Below are 16809 nucleotides of genomic sequence, written 5' to 3'. Positions count from 1 at the left end.
CACTCTAGTTGACCCGGGCGGGTCGGAGCCTGCCCCAGCACGGCGGCGGACAGGCTGCTGTCGGGCGTCAGGTCAGCGACGCGGTGTACGTCGAGGCGTCCATGAGGCCCTCGACGGCCGAGGCGTCGGCCAGGCGCAGCTCGAACATCCAGCCCTCACCGTAGGGGTCGGAGTTGATCAGCTCGGGTGAGGAGTCCAGGGCGGCGTTGGTGGCCGTCACCTCGCCCTCGAGGGGGGCGTAGACGTCGCTGACCGACTTCGTCGACTCGACCTCGCCACACGAGTCCCCGGGCGTCACGGTGTCGCCGACGGCGGGCAGGGACACGTAGACGACGTCGCCCAGCGCGTCCTGGGCGAAGGACGTGATGCCGATGCGGACCACTCCGTCCTCGCCGACGCGGACCCACTCGTGGTCGCTGGTGTAGCGCAGGTCGGAGGGGTAGTCCAGGTCGCTCATGTCGCTCCTTCGTCAGTGGACGGCCCCGGTCGGGGTCGCGGTGGATGCGCGTGCTGCTGGGCGCTGGTGTCGCTGGTGATGCGGTGGCACCTGAGAGGATGCCATGCCCGCGCGACGAGCGCAGGAAGTGGGCCCCACCGAGAGCCGCAGCGGTTGGTCGTGCGTCGTCGCCGGCACCCCGGTGCCGTCACTCGACGGGCTTCGCGTGGGTCATCTCGGTCGGTCGGTGCAGCGAGGTGATCTCGACGAGGCTCGACTCGGTGACGCTGGCCTCGGCGCCCTTCTGCCGCACCGACTCGACGATGCCGCCGGGGATCGTCATCGCCGACGAGAGCGTCTTCGAGTCACCGATCACCTTGATCACGAGGGGCCGGGTCACCTGCACCCCGTCGACGAAGATCTCGCCGTCCCGGTCACCGACGAACGACGAGGCCACGACGCGGACACCGCCGACGTCGATCGACTCGGCGCCCGCGTCCCGGAGCTCCTGGATGATGTCGAGGACGATCGGACCGGTCACGGCGTTGGTCGGGTCCGTGATGCGCAGCGTGATGCCGGGACCCTTGGCCGCGAGGGTGCCGGCCAGGATGCCGAGGGTGTCGACGCGTTTCTGTGCCTGCTCGAGGGCCTCGGCCGCGGTGCCCGTGCCGTTCTTGAGCCGGTCGCGGGTGGACTCGAGCTCGCGCACCTGCTGGTCGAGGCGGGACGAGCGCAGCGAGATGTCGTCGAGCACCCGGACGAGATCGGTCTGGCTCAGCTCGTCGAGCCCGCGCTGGTTGGTCAGCTGCACCTGGGCCGCGATGCCGGCACCGAGGAGCACGGCAAGCAGGGCCGCCAGCAGGTTGGCCCGGGTGGCGCGCGGGCGGCTCATCTTGAGCAGGCGCGTCCACGCGGCCTGCCCCTCGACGGGCACCCGGCTCGTCCCGTTCTCGGGCGCACCCGATGGCGTGATCTCGGGCGAGGGCGCCTCGGACGACGGTGCGTCGGGCGACCGTGACTCGGCGGCACGGGCGTCGAGCACGGGAGCCGCAGCCACGGCTGGTTGCGCTGACGGCTCCAAGGGCGACGTCACAGCCGGTTCCGCAGGCGATTCGAGCGCGGGCTCGGTCGGCGGCTCGGGAGTCGGCTCAGGAAGCGACTCAGGAAGCGACTCAGGAAGCGACTCAGGAAGCGGTTCGGTCGGCGTCTCCGGAGCCGGCGCGCTGTCGGCGGTCTTCCCCTCTGCGGCGTCGACGAGCGGCTCCGGCCGGTCGACAGGAGGGGGAGCGGGACGACCCTTCTTGCGCTTGCCCATGCTCAGGCCTTGAACAGGTGCCGGCGGATCGAGGCCACGTTGGAGAAGATCCGCACGCCGAGGACGACGACGACACCGGTCGAGAGCTGCGAGCCGACGCCGAGCTGGTCGCCGAGGAAGACGATGAACGCGGCGACGACGACGTTGGACAGGAAGGAGACGACGAAGACCTTGTCGTTGAAGATGCCGTCGAGGATTGCGCGGAGGGCGCCGAAGACGGCGTCGAGAGCGGCGATGACCGCGATCGGCAGGTACGGCTGGAGCCACACGGGCACCGAGGGATCGAGGAAGAGCCCCACCGCGAGTCCGGCCAGAAGGCCGAGAACTGGGATCACGAAGGGTTCTCCTGACTGGTCGGTGACGCCGGGCTGCCGGTCCCGGAGTCGGTGGTGCCGCTCGGGGTGTCCGAGGGCGAGCGCGCCGTCGACGTGCCCGTGCCGGTCGGGGCCACACCCGCACCCGCGCTCCGCTTCGGGGCGGTCGTGCCCTGCTGCAGCGTCGTGGCGCCCGGCATGGTCGAGCCTACGGGCGGACCGACGGGCTCTGCGACCTCGAGCCGCACGGCCGAGTCTCCGGGCACGGTCAGGGAGTCGCTCCCCGCCATGATCGACCGGATCTTGTACTCGTCGGTCAGCTGGGAGAGGTAGAGCCCCGCGAACGAGGGCTCGAAGAGCTGCTGCATGCCCTGCGAGTCGCCGAGGGCGGTGATGACGTAGGGCCGTGACAGCGGTCGGAAGTCGACGATGATCGCCTGCCCGGCGAACCGGATGGCGGCCGTGGAGCTGAGCAGGTGCCCGTTGATCGAGATCGCCTCGGCTCCGGCCCCCCAGAGGCCGTTGACGATGATCTGGAGGTCGCCGGAGGTCACCCGTCCCTCCTGGAACCCGCTGCTCGGGCGGGTCCCCGCGTCGGCGCCGGCGTCGGTCGAGGCGGCGTCGTCGAGGGTCAGCGTCAGCCCGGGCCCCGTGAGGGGCACGGCTCCGGCCTGGACCTCGAGGTCCTTGATGGTGCTCGTGAGGTCGGTGCCCCCCGACTGCTGGAGGGCGAGGGCCTCGTAGTCACGCACCTGCTTGCCGAGGGCGGCCACCTTGGCCTCCTGGTCGGTCCCGTGCTTCTGCAGCGCCTCGATGCGCGTGACGAGCTCCTTCTTCACGGCCGCGGCAGCGGTCGGCTTCGGTCGCAGCGACTGCGCCGCCACGGCGAAGAGGAAGCCGGTGAGGATCGCCAGGACGACGACGAGGACGGTGCGCGTGGAGGTGGCTCCGGGCAGCCCGGCCGCGACCCGTCGGTCGGCGGCCTCTTGGTAACCCGCGTCGAGGGGCCGCTCCATCATCGTGGTCAGCAGCGTCATCGACTCGTCCGGACGCCGCTCGGGGCTCATGGGGTCACCACCTGAGGGCGCTGCGTCAGCACGAGGCGGGCGTGGACGGCATACAGCACGGCGGCGAGCCAGTAGAGGACGACGCCCCACCACGCGAAGCCCCAGCCGATGGGGCGGACGAGGTCGCCGAGCCAGTCGTCACGGTGCGCGAGGAGCAGCAGGGGGAAGGCGTAGAGCAGGTTGAACGTCGCGGCCTTGCCGACGAAGTGAACGGGCAGGCCGAGCTGTCCCTTGCTGCGCAGGTAGAGCAGCATCAGGGCCATGACGACCTCGCGGGCGAGGAGCACGACGACGAGCCAGACCGGGATGATCTCGCGCCACATGAGCCCGACGAGGGTCGTGAGGATGTACAGCCGGTCGGCGATGGGGTCGAGGAACTGGCCCAGGCGACTCTCCATGTTGAACCGACGGGCGATCTTGCCGTCGAGGTAGTCGGTGACACCCGAGAACAAGAGCAGCAAGAAGGCCAGCCCGTCGCGCTCCGAGACGATCGCCCAGAGGAAGACGGGCACGCCGAGAAGCCGGAGCACCGACAGCACGTTGGGGATCGTCAGCAGGCGCTCCGTCACGACGTGCTCGCGCTCCCCCGCTCTCTCGACCTCCACGGCGGCAAGCCTAACGGGCGTCCGGAGTGGCCGAGATCCGTGCCCGGCATCGATCCGGACACGACCCCTCGTCGAGCGAGGAGGGAGTCCGCGAGGAACGTGCGAGGGCCGGTGCCGCGGGTGCGTCCACGCCGGTCTGCTCTGGCACACTCGGCACCATGCCCGGCGGACACTCGCACAGCCACGACCACGGAGCCCGTGCAGCGTCCGGCACCGTCGCCGTCAGCACGCTGGCCCGAGTAGGCCTCACCCTCCTGATCACCCTCGCTGCCGCGGCCACGATCTTCGGTCTCGTGCGCTACTGGCCGGCGGAGTCGCAGGCGGCCGTCCGGGTGGGCACGTCCGACTTCGCGGCTCCCGGGGTGACCTTCCCCGTCGCCGAGGTCCAGCGGGTCCTCCCGGTCTGCGAGGGGGCCGAGGGCAGCACGGCGGGCGGCCCCGCCGCCGGCCAGGGCGGTGACGTCGTCGACGGCAACCCCACCTGCGGCGCGATCACGGTGCAGCTCGAGCAACCCACCGCGAGTTCCGGCGACGTGCGTCCGGTCGTGTCCGTCTCGGTGCCTCCCGCGGTCTCCACGTCCGGCCTGCGCGAGGGCGACACCGTCATGCTGCTGCGGACCCCGCCCCAGGACACGCAGCCCGAGACGTACTCCTTCCTCCAGGTGCAGCGCGGGGCTCCCCTGTCGCTCATGCTCGCGCTCTTCCTCGTCGTCGTGGCGGTGGTCGCGCGGTGGCGCGGGATCCTGGCCCTCGTCGGTCTCGTCTTCGGCGGCTTCGTCGTCGTCAAGTTCATGCTGCCGGCCCTGCTCGAGGGCCAGTCGGGGCTGCTCGTGGCCCTCATCGGCTCCTCGGCGATCATGTTCGTCGTCCTCTACCTCGCCCACGGGCTCTCGGTGCGGACGAGCACGGCCCTCGCCGGCACGCTCTTCGGCGTCGCGGTCACGGCGGGTCTGGGTCTGCTCGCCGTCGACCTGGCACGCCTCAGCGGGGTGGCCAACGACGAGGGTGCCACCCTGGCCTCCTTCGTCACGACGATGAACCCGCGCGAGCTGCTGACGTGCGCGTTCATCGTCGCCGGTCTGGGGGTCCTCAATGACGTGACGATCACGCAGTCCTCGGCCGTGTGGGAGCTGCGTGCGGCGGCCCCCTCGATGGGGCGACGGGCGCTCTTCCAGTCGGGCATGCGCATCGGGCGCGACCACATCGCCTCGACGATCTACACGATCGTCTTCGCGTATGCCGGTGCCGCGCTACCCGTGCTGCTCCTCCTCTTCCTCTACGAGCGGCCTGTGCTCGAGATGCTCCAGACGGAGTCGCTTTCGGAGGAGATCGTGCGCACGCTCGCCAGCGCCATCGGCCTCGTGCTCGCCGTACCCGTCACGACGGCGGTCGCGGCCCTCACCGTCGGTGCAGCGCGGACGCGTGCGCCGGTGGACGGCGACGGACGCGGCCCGGGTCTGCCGCGCACGGTCGACGAGCCGGAGCACCAGGGCCCCACCGCAGTTGACCTCGTCCGGGCTGCGAGCGGGCCGCCGGCACCCACGACGCGGGCCGAGGCACGCTCGAGGATGTCCTCCTCCTGACCGGTTCGTGCCGTCACCGAAAGACCGGCACCGCCCGCGACTGGCACCTGCGCCGGTCACCTCGCAGCTCGAGTCTGCCGGCGCTCGTCGGGCTTTCAACCAGTTCTCGGCAACCACTAGGCTCGCCGCCATGAACCATGTGACGACCCTCGAGGCGTACGACGACGACCGGGGTAACCGCATCGAGTTCAGCGGGAGCGTCGACAAGAACATCCGGGTGAAGTTCAAGGGACGCAACAACGTCCTGCGTGTCGCGAGCCAGCAGAACATCGCCCAGCTCTTCGTCGACTTCGACTGCGACGACGGCCTCGTGGAGATCGGCAGCAGCCGCGGCGTGCCGGGTCTGCGCGCGGCGATCCGCGTCGGGGACGGCTGCCAGGTGCGGATCGGCAAGAACGTGTCGTCGACGACGACGGTGGCGATGTCGACGGCGGAGGGCACGTCGATCACGATCGGCGACGACGTCATGATCGCGTCCGACATCCAGATCCGCGCCGACGACGGCCACCCCATCTTCGACGTCCGCACCGGCAAGCGCGTCAACGCGGCCCGGTCGATCGTCATCGGCAACCACGTGTGGCTCGGCCTCGGCGCCTGCGTCCTCGGTGGCGTGACCATCGGCGACGGCACCGTCGTCGGCATGCGCTCGGTCGTGACGCGGTCCCTGCCCAACAACGTCGTCGGCGCTGGCTCACCGGCGAAGGTCGTCAAGCGGAACGTGGCCTGGGAGCGCCCGCACCTCACCCTCGACCCGCCCTACCGGAAGCCGACCGTGGCCTCGGTCAAGAAGTCGACCGACTACTGGACCCTGACCGTCGACCCCGGCAGCAGGCCGTCACGGAGCCGCGAGATCTACGCCGGCGCCCGCCGACGCACGCGCCGGAGACTCAAGGCCGTCCGGGCCAGGGCCGACGCGCTGACCCGTCGCGCCTGAGCCCGCCAGGGGCTCTGAGGATTCTGGGGAGTCCGGGACGCTGACGCTCAGGAGACCGTCAGCACCGCGGTCCACGTCGACCCACCGGACTCCGTGAATGTCACGGTGACCGACGCCGCGTTCGAGCCGGTCTTCCTCGCGGAGACCGGGGCGGTCGAGGTCGTGGCGTTCGCGGCCACCGTGACCGTCCCCGTGGCGGCGTTCTTGCCCGTCGAGGACCAGTTGATGGTCTCCGTCGAGCCGCTGTAGGACACCGCCGTCTGCGTGCTGCTGCCAAAGCCGACGTTGGCCGCGATGACGGCGTTGTTGCCACCGGCGACCGTGCACGTGAAGGAGGTGCCGACGGTTCCTGAGCAGCTCGGCGTCGCCGCGATGCCGTTGATGGTGACGCCCGAGAAGATGAGCCCGGCCGTCTGGCCGGCGACGACCCCCTGGCTCAGCGATGCGGACGTCGACGCCGAGTGGTTCGTCGTGCCGGCATACGCCGCCGTGACCGACCGGGTGCCGGTCGTCGTGAAGGTCGTCGTGCACGTGGCGACACCCGACGCGCCGAGGGTCTGCGTGCCGGACGAGCAGCTGATCACGGTCGAGCCGTCCTTGAAGGTCACGGTGCCGGTCGGCACTCCCCCGCCGGGAGCCGTGGCCGCCACGGTCGCGGTGTAGGTGACGCTCTGGCCGCTCCGGACCGTCTGCGCCGAGGTCGTCAGGGTGGTCGTCGTGGCCGCCGCCCCGACGACCTGGCTGACGGCCTGCGAGGTCGACGTGAGGTGGTCGGCCGAGCCGGAGTAGACGGCGGTGACGCTGCGCGTCCCGGCAGCGGTGTGGGTCACCACGCAGGTCGCCGATCCGGAGCCGAGGGTCTGGGTGCCGCCCGTGCAGGCCAAGGGCGTCGAGCCGTCCTTGAAGGTGACCGTCCCGCTCGGGACGCCGCCTCCGGGCGCGGACACCGACACGGTGGCCGTGTAGGTCACGGGCTGACCGACGGTCGAAGGGTTCGCCGACGACGTGAGTGACGTCGCCGTCGATGCCGGGGCGACGACCTGCGACAGCGAGGACGACGACGACGCCGCGTACGGTGCCGACCCGGCATACGCCGCCGTGATCGACCGGGTGCCGGCGGACGCCTGGGGCACGGTGCACGTCGCGGTGCCGGAACTGAGCGTCTGGGAGCCGCCGGCGCACGTCATTGCGGAACTGCCGTCGCGGAACGCGACCGCCCCGGTCGGTGTCCCGGAGGCCGCGCTGACGGTGGCGGTGTAGGTCACGGGCTGCCCGACCACCGACGGGTTGGCCGACGACGTCACCGAGGTGCTCGTGCGAACCGAGGCCAGGACGGTCACGGAGGCGCTCGATGCGCTCGTCGCCGTCCACCCGGAGCGCACGGCGACGACGGTGTAGCGGTAGCTCCCGTCCGGTAGCGCAGCGTCGCTGCAGGAGGTCGTGGCGACGAGCGAGGAGGGCGACGTGCCGCAGGCGGCGACGGTGGCAGCGGAGGCGACGTCGGTGCGGTCGACGCGGTAGCCCGTGGGAGCCACCCCCGTCGTCGGCCCGGACCATGCGACCGACACGGTCGTGGCCCCGTCGGCTGCCGTGGCCGTGACCGACGTCGGGGCCGTGAGGATCGCCGTCGGGGCCGTGCCGGTGCCGCGTCCGGTCACGGTCCAGGACGCCCAGGCGGTGCCGGACACCGTCATGAGCACCACCAGCAGGACGGTGACGTGGAGGGCGCGCACGCCGCGGCTCGGGGCTGCACGGCGTGCGCGCGTCTTCGGGGGTGTCGGGGCGGGCATCAGTTGCTCGCCGTCCCCGACCACGTGAACGCGAAGCTCTTGTTCTTGCAGACGTCCTGGTTGACGGTGGGGAGGTTGCGCAGGCGGATCTGCGCGGTCGCCACTCCCTGGCCGGGAAGAGTGACCGAGCCGCGTGACGGGACGAGCAGCACGGAGCTCGTCGTGACCGAGGGCTGGCGCAGCTCGAGGTTCGCTGCCGAGGTGCAGCCCGGTGGGGTGCTGTCGGCCGCGACGGCGACCGTCAGGGCCGAGACCCTGATGGTGACGGGGTTCGGGTTCGTGACCGTCACCGAGAGGGGACGCCACACGCCCGGCACGAGGTCACCGACGCTGCCCGCGACGGTGAAGGGCAGGCCGCTCTCGCGGAGGCCCTTCTGGTACGTGAACGCGTAGGGCGTTGTCGCGGAGACGTTGCCCGCTGCATCGACGGCCAGGACGGCCATCTGGTGCTGCCCGTTGTTCGAGGTGTCGATGACCCACGTCAGCGGCGACGTGCACGTGGTCCAGGCGCCGTTCTCGAGGGAGCAGCGAAACGTGGCCCCCGCCCCGGCGCTGGTCCAGCTCGCGGTGTTCGTCGCGTTGCTCGTGGGGTTCGCCGGCACCGTGGTCAGCACGGGAGCGGGCGGTGCCACGGTGTCGACGACCCAGCCGTATGCCGTGGAGATGCTCTCGGCGCCGGCAACGACCGTCACGACGCTGAAGGTGTGCCTGCCCTGCGCGAGGCCGGTGTAGGTGACCGGGCTCGCGCACGCCGTGAAGGAGGACCCGTCTCGGGCGCACCGGAAGCCGGCACCAGACAGGGCCGCGAAGGCGAACGTCGCCGTCGTACTGGCTGACGGGTCGGCCGGACGCGAGGTGATGACGGGGCTGACGACAGAGTGGCCCGAGGCCGCACGGGGCATCCCGTGGACCGCGACGAGGAACGCGACGAAGACGCCGAGCAGCGCCAGGGCGGTGTGCCTGGCGTTCGTCGGCGTCTTCATGGGACTCCCCCCGTCGTGGTCGATGCGGGCCAGCGCTTCGTGCGGTCGTGCGAGGGACGCGGAAGGGGCGGGGCGCCGGGGTCGATGCGGCGTCCCACCCCTCCCGGGTCTCAGCTGGCGACGTAGTTGATGGTCACCGTGGCGCCCTTGCAGGCGTCCTGGTTCGTCGTCTTGTTGTTGAACTGGAGGGTGTAGTCGACGGTGGTCGTCGCGGCCGGCGCGAGGTCGACCGACGTGATGGCGAGGGAGGCGGCCGTGGCCTCGGAGACCGGGGCCACCGCGCCGTTCAGCTTGTAGTCGGTGCCGTCGCAGTCCGTCTTGTTCGTCGTGACGTAGGCCTTGACCGCCTGGATCTTGTAGTTCTCGGTGCCGGTGTTCTTGACCGTGGCGGTGACCGTCTGCGCCGAGTCCCCGGGGTACATCGCCGTCGCGCTGCCGCCCGTGACGAGGAAGACGTTGCTCGCCCCGGCCCGCGTGGTGGCCGTGCCGGTGCCACCACCGAGGCTCGTCCAGTAGGCGTAGGCGCCACCGGCGGTCGCGAGGCCGATGACCCCGGCTGCGAGGAAGGCTGCGGACTTCTTCTTCTTGGAGCTGGACTTCTTCTGAGTGCGCATGGTGATCCCCATGACCTTTCCCTCGAGTGGCTCTACCGGTTCTTGGTGTGCTGCTGAGGGAACAGTGACACGCGATTCGGCCGATTCAGGGGCACCTCGGACAACGTTGCGCATACCTTGCGGGTTGCTTGTGGCCACGGTGGAGACCTTGCAGTGACGGCCGGGACACCTTGCACAACAAGCGGATTCAGACCCGTCGACGGCACGCGCGACCAGCACACGAGCGAGGGCACGACGAAGGGCCGCCCTCTCCGTGGAGAGTGCGGCCCTTCGTCGTTCGGTCGGGCTGACAGGATTTGAACCTGCGACCCCTTGACCCCCAGTCAAGTGCGCTACCAAGCTGCGCCACAGCCCGAATGCCCCTCGGGGCGAAAGGAACATTAGCGCACCGGATGCCGCTGGTCCCAATCGGCCCCCGTGAGCGGCCGTGTGCCCCTCGGGACAGCGGCAGGTCAGCGCCGGCGCTTCTCGCGGACGCGGACCGAGACCTCGATCGGCGTGCCCTCGAAGCCGAACTGCTCGCGCAGGCGACGCTCGATGAAGCGGCGGTAGCCGGCCTCGATGAAGCCCGACGCGAAGATGACGAAGCGCGGCGGACGCGTCGAGGCCTGGGTGGCGAAGAGGATGCGGGGCTGCTTGCCACCACGCAGCGGGTGCGGGTGGGCGGCCACGATCTCGCCGAGGAAGGCGTTGAGCCGGCCGGTGGGGACACGGGTGTCCCACGACTCGAGGGCGGTCTCGATGGCGGGCACGAGGCGGTCCATGTGACGGCCCGTGCGCGCGGACACGTTGGCCCGGGGAGCCCACGGCACCTGGACGAGCTCCTTCTCGATCTCGCGCTCGAGGTAGTAGCGGCGCTCCTCGTCGAGGGTGTCCCACTTGTTGTACGCGATGACGAGGGCTCGGCCCGAGTCGATGACCTGCTGCACGACACGGATGTCCTGCTCGGCGATGGGCTCCTCGGCGTCGATGAGCACGACGGCCACCTCGGCCTTCTCCAGGGCCGTCTGGGTGCGCAGCGACGCGTAGAAGTCCGCGCCCCGGCTCTGGTGGACGCGGCGCCGGATGCCGGCGGTGTCGACGAAGCGCCAGGTCTTGCCGCCGAGCTCGATGAGCTCGTCGACCGGGTCGCGCGTGGTGCCGGCCACGTTGTCGACGACGACGCGTTCGGAGCCCGCGAGACGGTTGAGCAGGCTCGACTTGCCGACGTTGGGGCGCCCGACGAGCGCCACCCGCCGCGGACCACCCTGGGCGTACGCGCCGTGCGCGGACACGTCGGGCAGCACCTCGAGCACGGCGTCGAGGGCGTCGCCGCTCCCGCGGCCGTGGACGGCGGACACCGGGAACGGCTGGCCGAGGCCGAGGCTCCACAGCATCGCCGCGTCGGCTTCGCCGCGCTGGTCGTCGACCTTGTTGGCGACGAGCACCACCGGCTTGCCGGAGCGACGCAGCAGCTTGACGACCGCCTCGTCGTCGTCCGTCGCGCCGACCGTGGCGTCGACGACGAACATGACGACGTCGGCGAGGTCGATCGCGATCTCGGCCTGCTCGGCGACGCGCAGGTGGATGCCAGTGGCGTCCGCCTCCCAGCCGCCGGTGTCGACGATGGTGAAGCGGCGCCCGCCCCACTCGGCCTCGTAGGAGACGCGGTCACGCGTCACACCCGGCACGTCCTCGACGACGGCCTCGCGGCGCCGCAGGATGCGGTTGACCAGGCTCGACTTGCCGACGTTGGGTCGGCCGACCACGGCCACGACGGGCAGCGGGCCCTGCCCCGCGCCGTCGTCGGAGATCGGCCCCTGGGCGTCGAGCAGCGCCTGGTCCTCGGGGCTGAGCTCGAAGTCGTCGAGCCCGGCGCGCAGGGCGCGCTCCACGGCGGCGTCGTCGACGGAGGGGTCGGCGGTCGAGATCGGAGCGCCCTCGTCGATGGGGCGGGCGGTCTCGTCAGTCACGGTGTCCTCGAATCAGTGAACGTCTGTTGAGGAACCATTCTCCACCCGCGAGCGGCGTACATGTGACGCGAGGGCGTCCCGCAGGTGGTCACTGGCCAGCCGGAGGCGGTCCCGACCGGGCGCTGAGGGGTCGACGACGAGCCGGAACGGGTCCCCGAAGTCGACGAGAAGTCGCGACCGGAAGGGCGGCCAGTCGTCCTTCGTCGCGCCCGGGACGCGAGTCCCGCTGACCGCGACCGGCACGATCTGCGCGTCGGTGCGCAGCGCGATCCAGGCGGCCCCGTGGTTGACCTGGTGGACCTCACCGTCACCGCGGTTGCCCTCGGGAAAGATCCCGACCGCACCCCCGCCCTCGAGGACGGCGCTGGCCGAGGCCAGCGCCGCGCGGTCTCCGACGGAGCGGTCGACGGGGATCTGGCCGACGTTGCGGATCGTCCAGCCCCAGAAGCCCGAGAAGGCCTCCTGCTTGACGAGGAAGCTCACGGCGCGCGGCGCCAGGCCGAAGACGAGGGGCCCGTCGAGGAACGCCGCGTGGTTGGCGACGAGGATGACCGGCCCCGTGAGCGGCACCCGCTCGGGGTGCAGGGCCACGCCCCGGTAGAGGGAGCTGAAGATGACCTTGCCGATCGGGCGGCCGATCCGGGCCCGGTTCGGATGGGGAGCGACCGCTTGGCTCATGCCCGGGCCGCTTCGACCACCTGGAGCACCGCCTCGACCGAGCCCTCGAAGTCGAGGTGGGAGGTGTCGATCGTCGTGACGCCGTCGGCGGCGACCGTGAACTCCGACACGGCGGAGTCCGCCTTGTCGCGGTCGACGATCTGCGAGCGGGTCGCCGCGACGGCGTCGGCGTCCGCAGCTCCGTGCAGCTCGGTCGAGCGTCGTGCGAGGCGGGCCTCCTCGGAGGCGGTGAGCAGGATGCGCACCGGCGCATCGGGTGCGACGACGGTCGTGATGTCGCGTCCCTCGGCCACGACACCGCCGGTGGCCGCGGCGGCCTCGGAGATGAGACGGCGCTGGAGGACCCGCAGGATCTCGCGGACGGGGACGACGGTGGCGACCGCGGACACGTTCGTCGAGATGCCGGTCTCGCGGATGGCCGCGGCGACGTCGATACCGCCGACCTCCACCGTCGGCGCGTCGGGATCAGTGCCGATGGACAGCGGAAACCGTTGCGCCGCAGCGGTGATCGCGTCGGCATCGGCGAGGTCGACACCTTCGTGGAGGCACCACCAGGTGAGGGCGCGGTACATGGCCCCGGTGTCGAGGAAGCCGTAGCCGAGGGTCCGGGCCACCTGCTTGCTGACGCTCGACTTGCCGGACCCCGAGGGACCGTCCACGGCGATGACGAAACCGGACAGGGGGTCCTCGGGGGTCTGCGGCATGCGGACGAGGATAGTGCCTCGACCGACCCGCCCCGGGACCCGCCCGACAACCGGAGCCTCAGTCGTGCACGCGCCAGCCGAGGCGGGCCAGCTCGGCTCGCAACGGCTCGACGGACGCGGGCACGACCGAGATCTCGGCGACGCCGACGGCCTGCCCGAGCCCGTGCTCGAGGTGGAGGTCCTCGAGGTTGATGCCGGCGTGGCCGACGTCCGTGAGCAGTCGGGCCAGTGATCCCGGCTTGTCGGGGACGACGACGGAGACCACCTCGTACGCCGCGGGAGCCGCACCGTGCTTGCCGGGGATCCGTGCGTGGCCGAGGTTGCCGGCCTCGAGGACCCGGCTCAGCGTGCCGAGCGAGCCGGCGCCGTCGGCGTCCACGAGGGTGTCGAGGGCCCCGACGACGTCGTCGACCTGGTCGCGGACGTGGCGCAGGACGTCGCGCACGGCGGGTGCGTTGCCGGCGAGGATCTGGGTCCAGAGCCGCGGGTCGCTCGCCGCGATCCGGGTCACGTCGCGCAGTCCCTGGCCGGCGAGACCGACGGCGGACTCGGGCAGCTCGCGCAGGCACGCGGCGACGATGCTCGCCGCGAGCTGGGGCACGTGCGAGACGGCTGCCACGGCTTCGTCGTGCTCGTGGGCCGGCATGACCCGCACGGCGGAGCCGACGGCGAGGGCGAGCTCCCTCACGCGGCGCACCGCCGCGTCGGTCGAGGCCTCGTGCGGCACGACGACCCACGCCCGGCCGTCGAAGAGGTCAGCCCGGGCGGCTGCGGCGCCCGAGCGCTCGCGACCGGCCATCGGGTGCGACCCGACGTAGCGGCTCGCGTCGGCGCCCGAGTCGAGGACGACGCGGAGCACCGACTCCTTGACGGAGGCGACGTCGGTGACCACCGCGTCGGGCCACCGGTCCAGCGCGTCCACGACGACGCGAGCGGCGACGTCGGGCGGCGCCGCGACGACGACGACGTCCGGGGCGTCCGTCACGTCCTCGGCCATGTCGCCCGCCCGGAGGTCGCGCGCCAGCTGGACGGCCGTCGGTGAAGGGTCGTCCAGCGACACCCGAAATCCGTTGTTGGACAGCGCGATCCCGAGACTGGTCCCGATCAGCCCTGCGCCGACGATGCGGACGTGCGTGCTCACCCCGTCAGCGTAGCGAGCCGCTCGTCCCGGGTCCGGGACGTCCGGATCACAGACCGGCGGCCTTGTAGAGCGCCCCGACCTCGGCCTTGTTGAGGCGTCGGGTGCGCCCGGACTTGAGGTCGGCGAGACGGATCGGGCCGACCTCGGTGCGGACGAGCTCGAGGACCGGGTGCCCGACCGCCTCGAGCATCCGGCGCACGACGTGCTTGCGGCCCTCGTGGAGCACCACCTCGACCATGGCCTTGCCCGGCTGGTGGTCGACGATCCGGAAGGAGTCGACGCTGACGGGACCGTCCTCGAGCTCGACGCCCTCGCGCAGGCGCTTGCCGACGTCGCGCTGCACCGGGCCGCGGATCGTCGCGACGTACGTCTTGAGGACGCCGTATGCCGGGTGCTGCAGCCGGTGGGCGAGGTCGCCGTCGTTGGTGAGCAGGAGCAGGCCCTCGGTGTCGGCGTCGAGCCGCCCCACGTGGAAGAGGCGCTGCTCGCGGTTGCCGACGTAGTCCTCGAGCGAGATGCGGCCGAGCTCGTCGTGCATGGTCGTCACGACGCCCTTGGGCTTGTTGAAGGCGAGGTAGACGCGGTCCTCGTCGAGGTTGACGCGGACGCCGTCGACGTGGACGACCTGGGTCTGCGGGTTGATGCGCACGCCGAGCTCCGTGACGATCTGGCCGTCGACCTCGACGCGCCCCTGCTCGATGAGGTTCTCGCAGACACGCCGCGAGCCGACGCCGCCGGCGGCCATGAGCTTCTGCAGGCGCACGCCGTCGGGGTCGTGGACGTCGATCTCGGGTGCGGGCTTGCGGTCGGGCAGCCTGGTGGGCTGGCTGGCCTTCGTCGAGCCCGCGAAGCGCGGGCCGGAACCCTTGCCGCCGGTCTTGCCGCCGGCGCTCTTGCCACCCGCCACGGGTCGGCCGCCACGGCGGGCGCCGCCGACGCTTCCGGGGGCGCCGGTGGGCCCGGACCCCTTCTTGCGCGGCTGGCGGGGGGACCTGGAGTACTCGCTCATGCGTGTCCTTCCTCGATGAGCTCGTCGATGACGTCGGCGTCCGGGAGGTAGGGCGCCAACGCCGGGAGGTCGTCGAGCGACGACAGTCCCATCCGCTGGAGGAAGTAGGGGGTCGTGCGGAAGAGCATGGCACCGCTCTCGCCCACGTCCTCGACCTCCTCGATGAGGCCGCGCGACGCCAGCGTGCGGACGACGCCGTCGACGTTGACGCCGCGGACCGCACTGACCCGGGCGCGGGACACCGGCTGGCGGTAGGCGATGACGGCGAGCGTCTCGAGCGAGGCCTGGGTCAGCTTGGCCTGCTGGCCGTCGAGGACGAACTTCTCGACCACGGGCGCGAAGTCGGACCGGCTGTAGACGCGCCATCCGCCCGCGACGCTGCGCAGGGTGAACCCGCGCTGCGCGGCGGCATACTCCTCCTCGAGGGCGTGCAGGTGGACCCGCACGTCGTGGACCGGCAGCTCGAGCGCCGACGCGAGGGCGACCTCGGTCACCGGCTCGTCGACGACCATGAGCACGGCCTCGAGCGCCGAGCGGGCGCCGCCCGGGAAGTCGTTGATGTCGAAGGCGATCTGCTCGTCGGCACCCTCGCGGTCATCGGGCACCCCGGGCTCGACGGTCGCGTCGGGCCCCTGCGCCGACTGGTCACTCATCGTCTGCTCCTCTTCGTGAGGTGGCGTCGCCACCCGTCTGCTCGGTGTCCGGCGTCGGCGCGTCACCCTCGGCGCCCTCGACGTCGTCGTCGTTCTCGTCGTTCTCGTCGTCCTCGTCGAACTCGTCGTCGATGGCGATGTCGCCGTCGTCGGTGCCCGTCCAGCGGATGTCGAGCTCGCCGAGCGCCTCGGCCTGCTCGAAGGCGATCGCCGCCTCCTTGAACAGCTCGAGCAGGGCGAGGAAGCGCGCCACGATGACGAGGGTGCTGTCGGCGTCGGCCACGAGGCTGCGGAACGAGACCTGTCCGCGGTGGCGCAGGCGCTCGACGATGATCGCCGCCTGCTCCCGGACGCTGACCTGCGGTGCGTGGAGGTGCTCGAGCCCGACGGTCGGCGCCACCTTCGGCGTCATCGCCCGGGCGGCGATCATCGCGAACTGCTCGGGCGTGATGGCGATGACGAGCTCGGGCAGCAGCGCCGCGAACTCCGGCTCGAGACCGGCCTGGCGCGGGGTGATGCGCCCGGCCGTGGCCATGCGCTCACGGAAGGTGGCCGCGATGTCCTTGTAGGCGCGGTACTGCAGGAGCCGGGCGAAGAGCAGGTCACGCGCCTCGATGAGCGCGAGGTCCTCGTCGTCCTGGGGGCCCGACTGCGGGAGCAGGCGCGAGGCCTTGAGGTCGAGCAGGGTCGCCGCGATGAGGAGGAACTCCGAGGCCTGGCCGAGGTCCCAGTCGCTGTTGGCCGCCTGGGCGGTCTTGATGTGTGCGACGAACTCGTCGGTGACCTTGGCGAGGGCGACCTCGGTGATGTCGAGCTTGTGCTTGCTGATGAGGCCGAGCAGGAGGTCGAAGGGCCCGGAGAAGACGTCGAGGTGCACCTCGAAGGGGGCTGCCGAGCGTCGCGTGATGACACCGCCGGGTGTCAGCTCCTGGGTGGGTGCGACCTCGACCATCGCGTCCGGGGGCACGGCAGCGTCGTCGGCGTCGACCGCGGGGCGGTCGACGGTGTCCTGCTCGGTCATCAGATCACTG

The 16809-nt window shown here is 71.6% G+C and carries 17 protein-coding genes and 1 tRNA gene; 2 read left to right on the top strand and 16 right to left on the bottom strand.

Annotated elements, in window-relative coordinates; all coding sequences use genetic code 11:
- Positions 1 to 67: 67 nt before the first annotated feature.
- The 5 genes from gcvH to AB4Z14_RS00490 all read right to left on the bottom strand — a co-directional run bounded on the left by gcvH (position 68) and on the right by AB4Z14_RS00490 (position 3737).
- On the bottom strand, positions 68 to 457 hold the full coding sequence (gene gcvH / locus AB4Z14_RS00510) for a glycine cleavage system protein GcvH (RefSeq protein ID WP_442273441.1): 390 nt from the start codon (positions 455 to 457) through the stop codon (positions 68 to 70).
- A 187-nt stretch (positions 458 to 644) separates the two neighbouring features.
- The gene (locus AB4Z14_RS00505) at positions 645 to 1493 is read right to left on the bottom strand and encodes a DUF881 domain-containing protein (RefSeq protein WP_442273440.1); all 849 of its coding nucleotides are present in this window, start codon (positions 1491 to 1493) and stop codon (positions 645 to 647) included.
- A 260-nt stretch (positions 1494 to 1753) separates the two neighbouring features.
- Positions 1754 to 2086 (bottom strand): small basic family protein, encoded by a 333-nt coding sequence (locus tag AB4Z14_RS00500; protein ID WP_256795581.1) that lies wholly within the window; start codon positions 2084 to 2086, stop codon positions 1754 to 1756.
- The gene (locus AB4Z14_RS00495; RefSeq protein ID WP_442273439.1) at positions 2083 to 3132 is read right to left on the bottom strand and encodes a DUF881 domain-containing protein; all 1050 of its coding nucleotides are present in this window, start codon (positions 3130 to 3132) and stop codon (positions 2083 to 2085) included. Before AB4Z14_RS00495 ends, AB4Z14_RS00500 begins: the two co-directional genes overlap by 4 nt.
- A complete protein-coding gene (locus AB4Z14_RS00490) occupies positions 3129 to 3737 on the bottom strand; it encodes a CDP-alcohol phosphatidyltransferase family protein (protein ID WP_442273438.1) in 609 nt (202 codons plus the stop codon). Before AB4Z14_RS00490 ends, AB4Z14_RS00495 begins: the two co-directional genes overlap by 4 nt.
- A gap of 158 nt (positions 3738 to 3895) precedes the next feature.
- Here AB4Z14_RS00490 and AB4Z14_RS00485 point away from each other — a divergent pair, with 158 nt between their 5' ends.
- Both AB4Z14_RS00485 and AB4Z14_RS00480 read left to right on the top strand, forming a co-directional pair.
- Positions 3896 to 5320, top strand: a complete 1425-nt coding sequence (locus AB4Z14_RS00485; protein ID WP_442273437.1) for a YibE/F family protein — start codon at positions 3896 to 3898, stop codon at positions 5318 to 5320.
- A gap of 130 nt (positions 5321 to 5450) precedes the next feature.
- Positions 5451 to 6254 carry an acyltransferase gene (locus AB4Z14_RS00480; RefSeq protein ID WP_442273436.1) on the top strand — a complete coding sequence of 268 codons (804 nt, stop codon included), beginning with the start codon at positions 5451 to 5453 and terminating at the stop codon, positions 6252 to 6254.
- Between the two features lie 47 nt (positions 6255 to 6301).
- On the opposite strand, the gene AB4Z14_RS00475 is transcribed toward AB4Z14_RS00480, so the two are convergent.
- From AB4Z14_RS00475 to AB4Z14_RS00425, 11 genes are all read right to left on the bottom strand, one after another.
- Positions 6302 to 8044, bottom strand: a complete 1743-nt coding sequence (locus tag AB4Z14_RS00475) for an Ig-like domain repeat protein (RefSeq protein ID WP_442273435.1) — start codon at positions 8042 to 8044, stop codon at positions 6302 to 6304.
- The gene (locus AB4Z14_RS00470) at positions 8044 to 9027 is read right to left on the bottom strand and encodes a hypothetical protein (RefSeq protein WP_442273434.1); all 984 of its coding nucleotides are present in this window, start codon (positions 9025 to 9027) and stop codon (positions 8044 to 8046) included. The genes AB4Z14_RS00475 and AB4Z14_RS00470 overlap by 1 nt, the downstream gene beginning before the upstream one ends.
- A gap of 110 nt (positions 9028 to 9137) precedes the next feature.
- Positions 9138 to 9641: a hypothetical protein gene (locus tag AB4Z14_RS00465; protein ID WP_442273433.1), complete on the bottom strand. Its 504-nt coding sequence runs from the start codon at positions 9639 to 9641 to the stop codon at positions 9138 to 9140.
- Between the two features lie 281 nt (positions 9642 to 9922).
- Positions 9923 to 9996 (bottom strand) — tRNA-Pro (locus AB4Z14_RS00460).
- A 97-nt stretch (positions 9997 to 10093) separates the two neighbouring features.
- Positions 10094 to 11593, bottom strand: coding sequence for a ribosome biogenesis GTPase Der (gene der / locus AB4Z14_RS00455; RefSeq protein WP_056777170.1), 1500 nt, complete (start codon positions 11591 to 11593; stop codon positions 10094 to 10096).
- 12 nt (positions 11594 to 11605) lie between these two features.
- Entirely contained in the window at positions 11606 to 12271 is a 666-nt protein-coding gene (locus AB4Z14_RS00450) for a lysophospholipid acyltransferase family protein (protein ID WP_442273432.1), read from the bottom strand.
- A complete protein-coding gene (gene cmk, locus AB4Z14_RS00445) occupies positions 12268 to 12975 on the bottom strand; it encodes a (d)CMP kinase (protein WP_442273431.1) in 708 nt (235 codons plus the stop codon). The genes AB4Z14_RS00450 and cmk overlap by 4 nt, the downstream gene beginning before the upstream one ends.
- 58 nt (positions 12976 to 13033) lie before the next feature.
- A complete protein-coding gene (locus AB4Z14_RS00440) occupies positions 13034 to 14116 on the bottom strand; it encodes a prephenate dehydrogenase (RefSeq protein WP_442273430.1) in 1083 nt (360 codons plus the stop codon).
- Positions 14117 to 14162: 46 nt separating this feature from the next.
- Positions 14163 to 15125, bottom strand: coding sequence for a pseudouridine synthase (locus tag AB4Z14_RS00435; protein ID WP_442273429.1), 963 nt, complete (start codon positions 15123 to 15125; stop codon positions 14163 to 14165).
- Entirely contained in the window at positions 15122 to 15778 is a 657-nt protein-coding gene (gene scpB / locus AB4Z14_RS00430; protein WP_442273428.1) for an SMC-Scp complex subunit ScpB, read from the bottom strand. The genes AB4Z14_RS00435 and scpB overlap by 4 nt, the downstream gene beginning before the upstream one ends.
- The gene (locus AB4Z14_RS00425) at positions 15771 to 16799 is read right to left on the bottom strand and encodes a segregation and condensation protein A (protein ID WP_442273427.1); all 1029 of its coding nucleotides are present in this window, start codon (positions 16797 to 16799) and stop codon (positions 15771 to 15773) included. Before AB4Z14_RS00425 ends, scpB begins: the two co-directional genes overlap by 8 nt.
- Between the last annotated feature and the right edge of the window lie 10 nt (positions 16800 to 16809).

It is taken from the genome of Terrabacter sp. 2TAF16 (assembly GCF_052115065.1).
In the GTDB taxonomy this organism is placed as follows: domain Bacteria; phylum Actinomycetota; class Actinomycetes; order Actinomycetales; family Dermatophilaceae; genus Terrabacter.
The sequence above is the reverse complement of the archived record's forward strand: the minus strand, read 5'-3'. Positions and strand labels throughout refer to the sequence as shown.

Bases quoted from the DNA above. Each gene is read 5' to 3' on its own strand.
- gcvH (WP_442273441.1), bottom strand. From the start codon at position 457: ATGAGCGACCTGGACTACCCCTCCGACCTGCGCTACACCAGCGACCAC.
- AB4Z14_RS00495 (WP_442273439.1), bottom strand. From the start codon at position 3,132: ATGAGCCCCGAGCGGCGTCCGGACGAGTCGATGACGCTGCTGACCACG.
- AB4Z14_RS00485 (WP_442273437.1), top strand. From the start codon at position 3,896: ATGCCCGGCGGACACTCGCACAGCCACGACCACGGAGCCCGTGCAGCG.
- AB4Z14_RS00480 (WP_442273436.1), top strand. From the start codon at position 5,451: ATGAACCATGTGACGACCCTCGAGGCGTACGACGACGACCGGGGTAAC.
- AB4Z14_RS00475 (WP_442273435.1), bottom strand. From the start codon at position 8,044: ATGCCCGCCCCGACACCCCCGAAGACGCGCGCACGCCGTGCAGCCCCG.
- AB4Z14_RS00470 (WP_442273434.1), bottom strand. From the start codon at position 9,027: ATGAAGACGCCGACGAACGCCAGGCACACCGCCCTGGCGCTGCTCGGC.
- AB4Z14_RS00465 (WP_442273433.1), bottom strand. From the start codon at position 9,641: ATGCGCACTCAGAAGAAGTCCAGCTCCAAGAAGAAGAAGTCCGCAGCC.
- AB4Z14_RS00450 (WP_442273432.1), bottom strand. From the start codon at position 12,271: ATGAGCCAAGCGGTCGCTCCCCATCCGAACCGGGCCCGGATCGGCCGC.
- cmk (WP_442273431.1), bottom strand. From the start codon at position 12,975: ATGCCGCAGACCCCCGAGGACCCCCTGTCCGGTTTCGTCATCGCCGTG.
- AB4Z14_RS00435 (WP_442273429.1), bottom strand. From the start codon at position 15,125: ATGAGCGAGTACTCCAGGTCCCCCCGCCAGCCGCGCAAGAAGGGGTCC.
- scpB (WP_442273428.1), bottom strand. From the start codon at position 15,778: ATGAGTGACCAGTCGGCGCAGGGGCCCGACGCGACCGTCGAGCCCGGG.
- AB4Z14_RS00425 (WP_442273427.1), bottom strand. From the start codon at position 16,799: ATGACCGAGCAGGACACCGTCGACCGCCCCGCGGTCGACGCCGACGAC.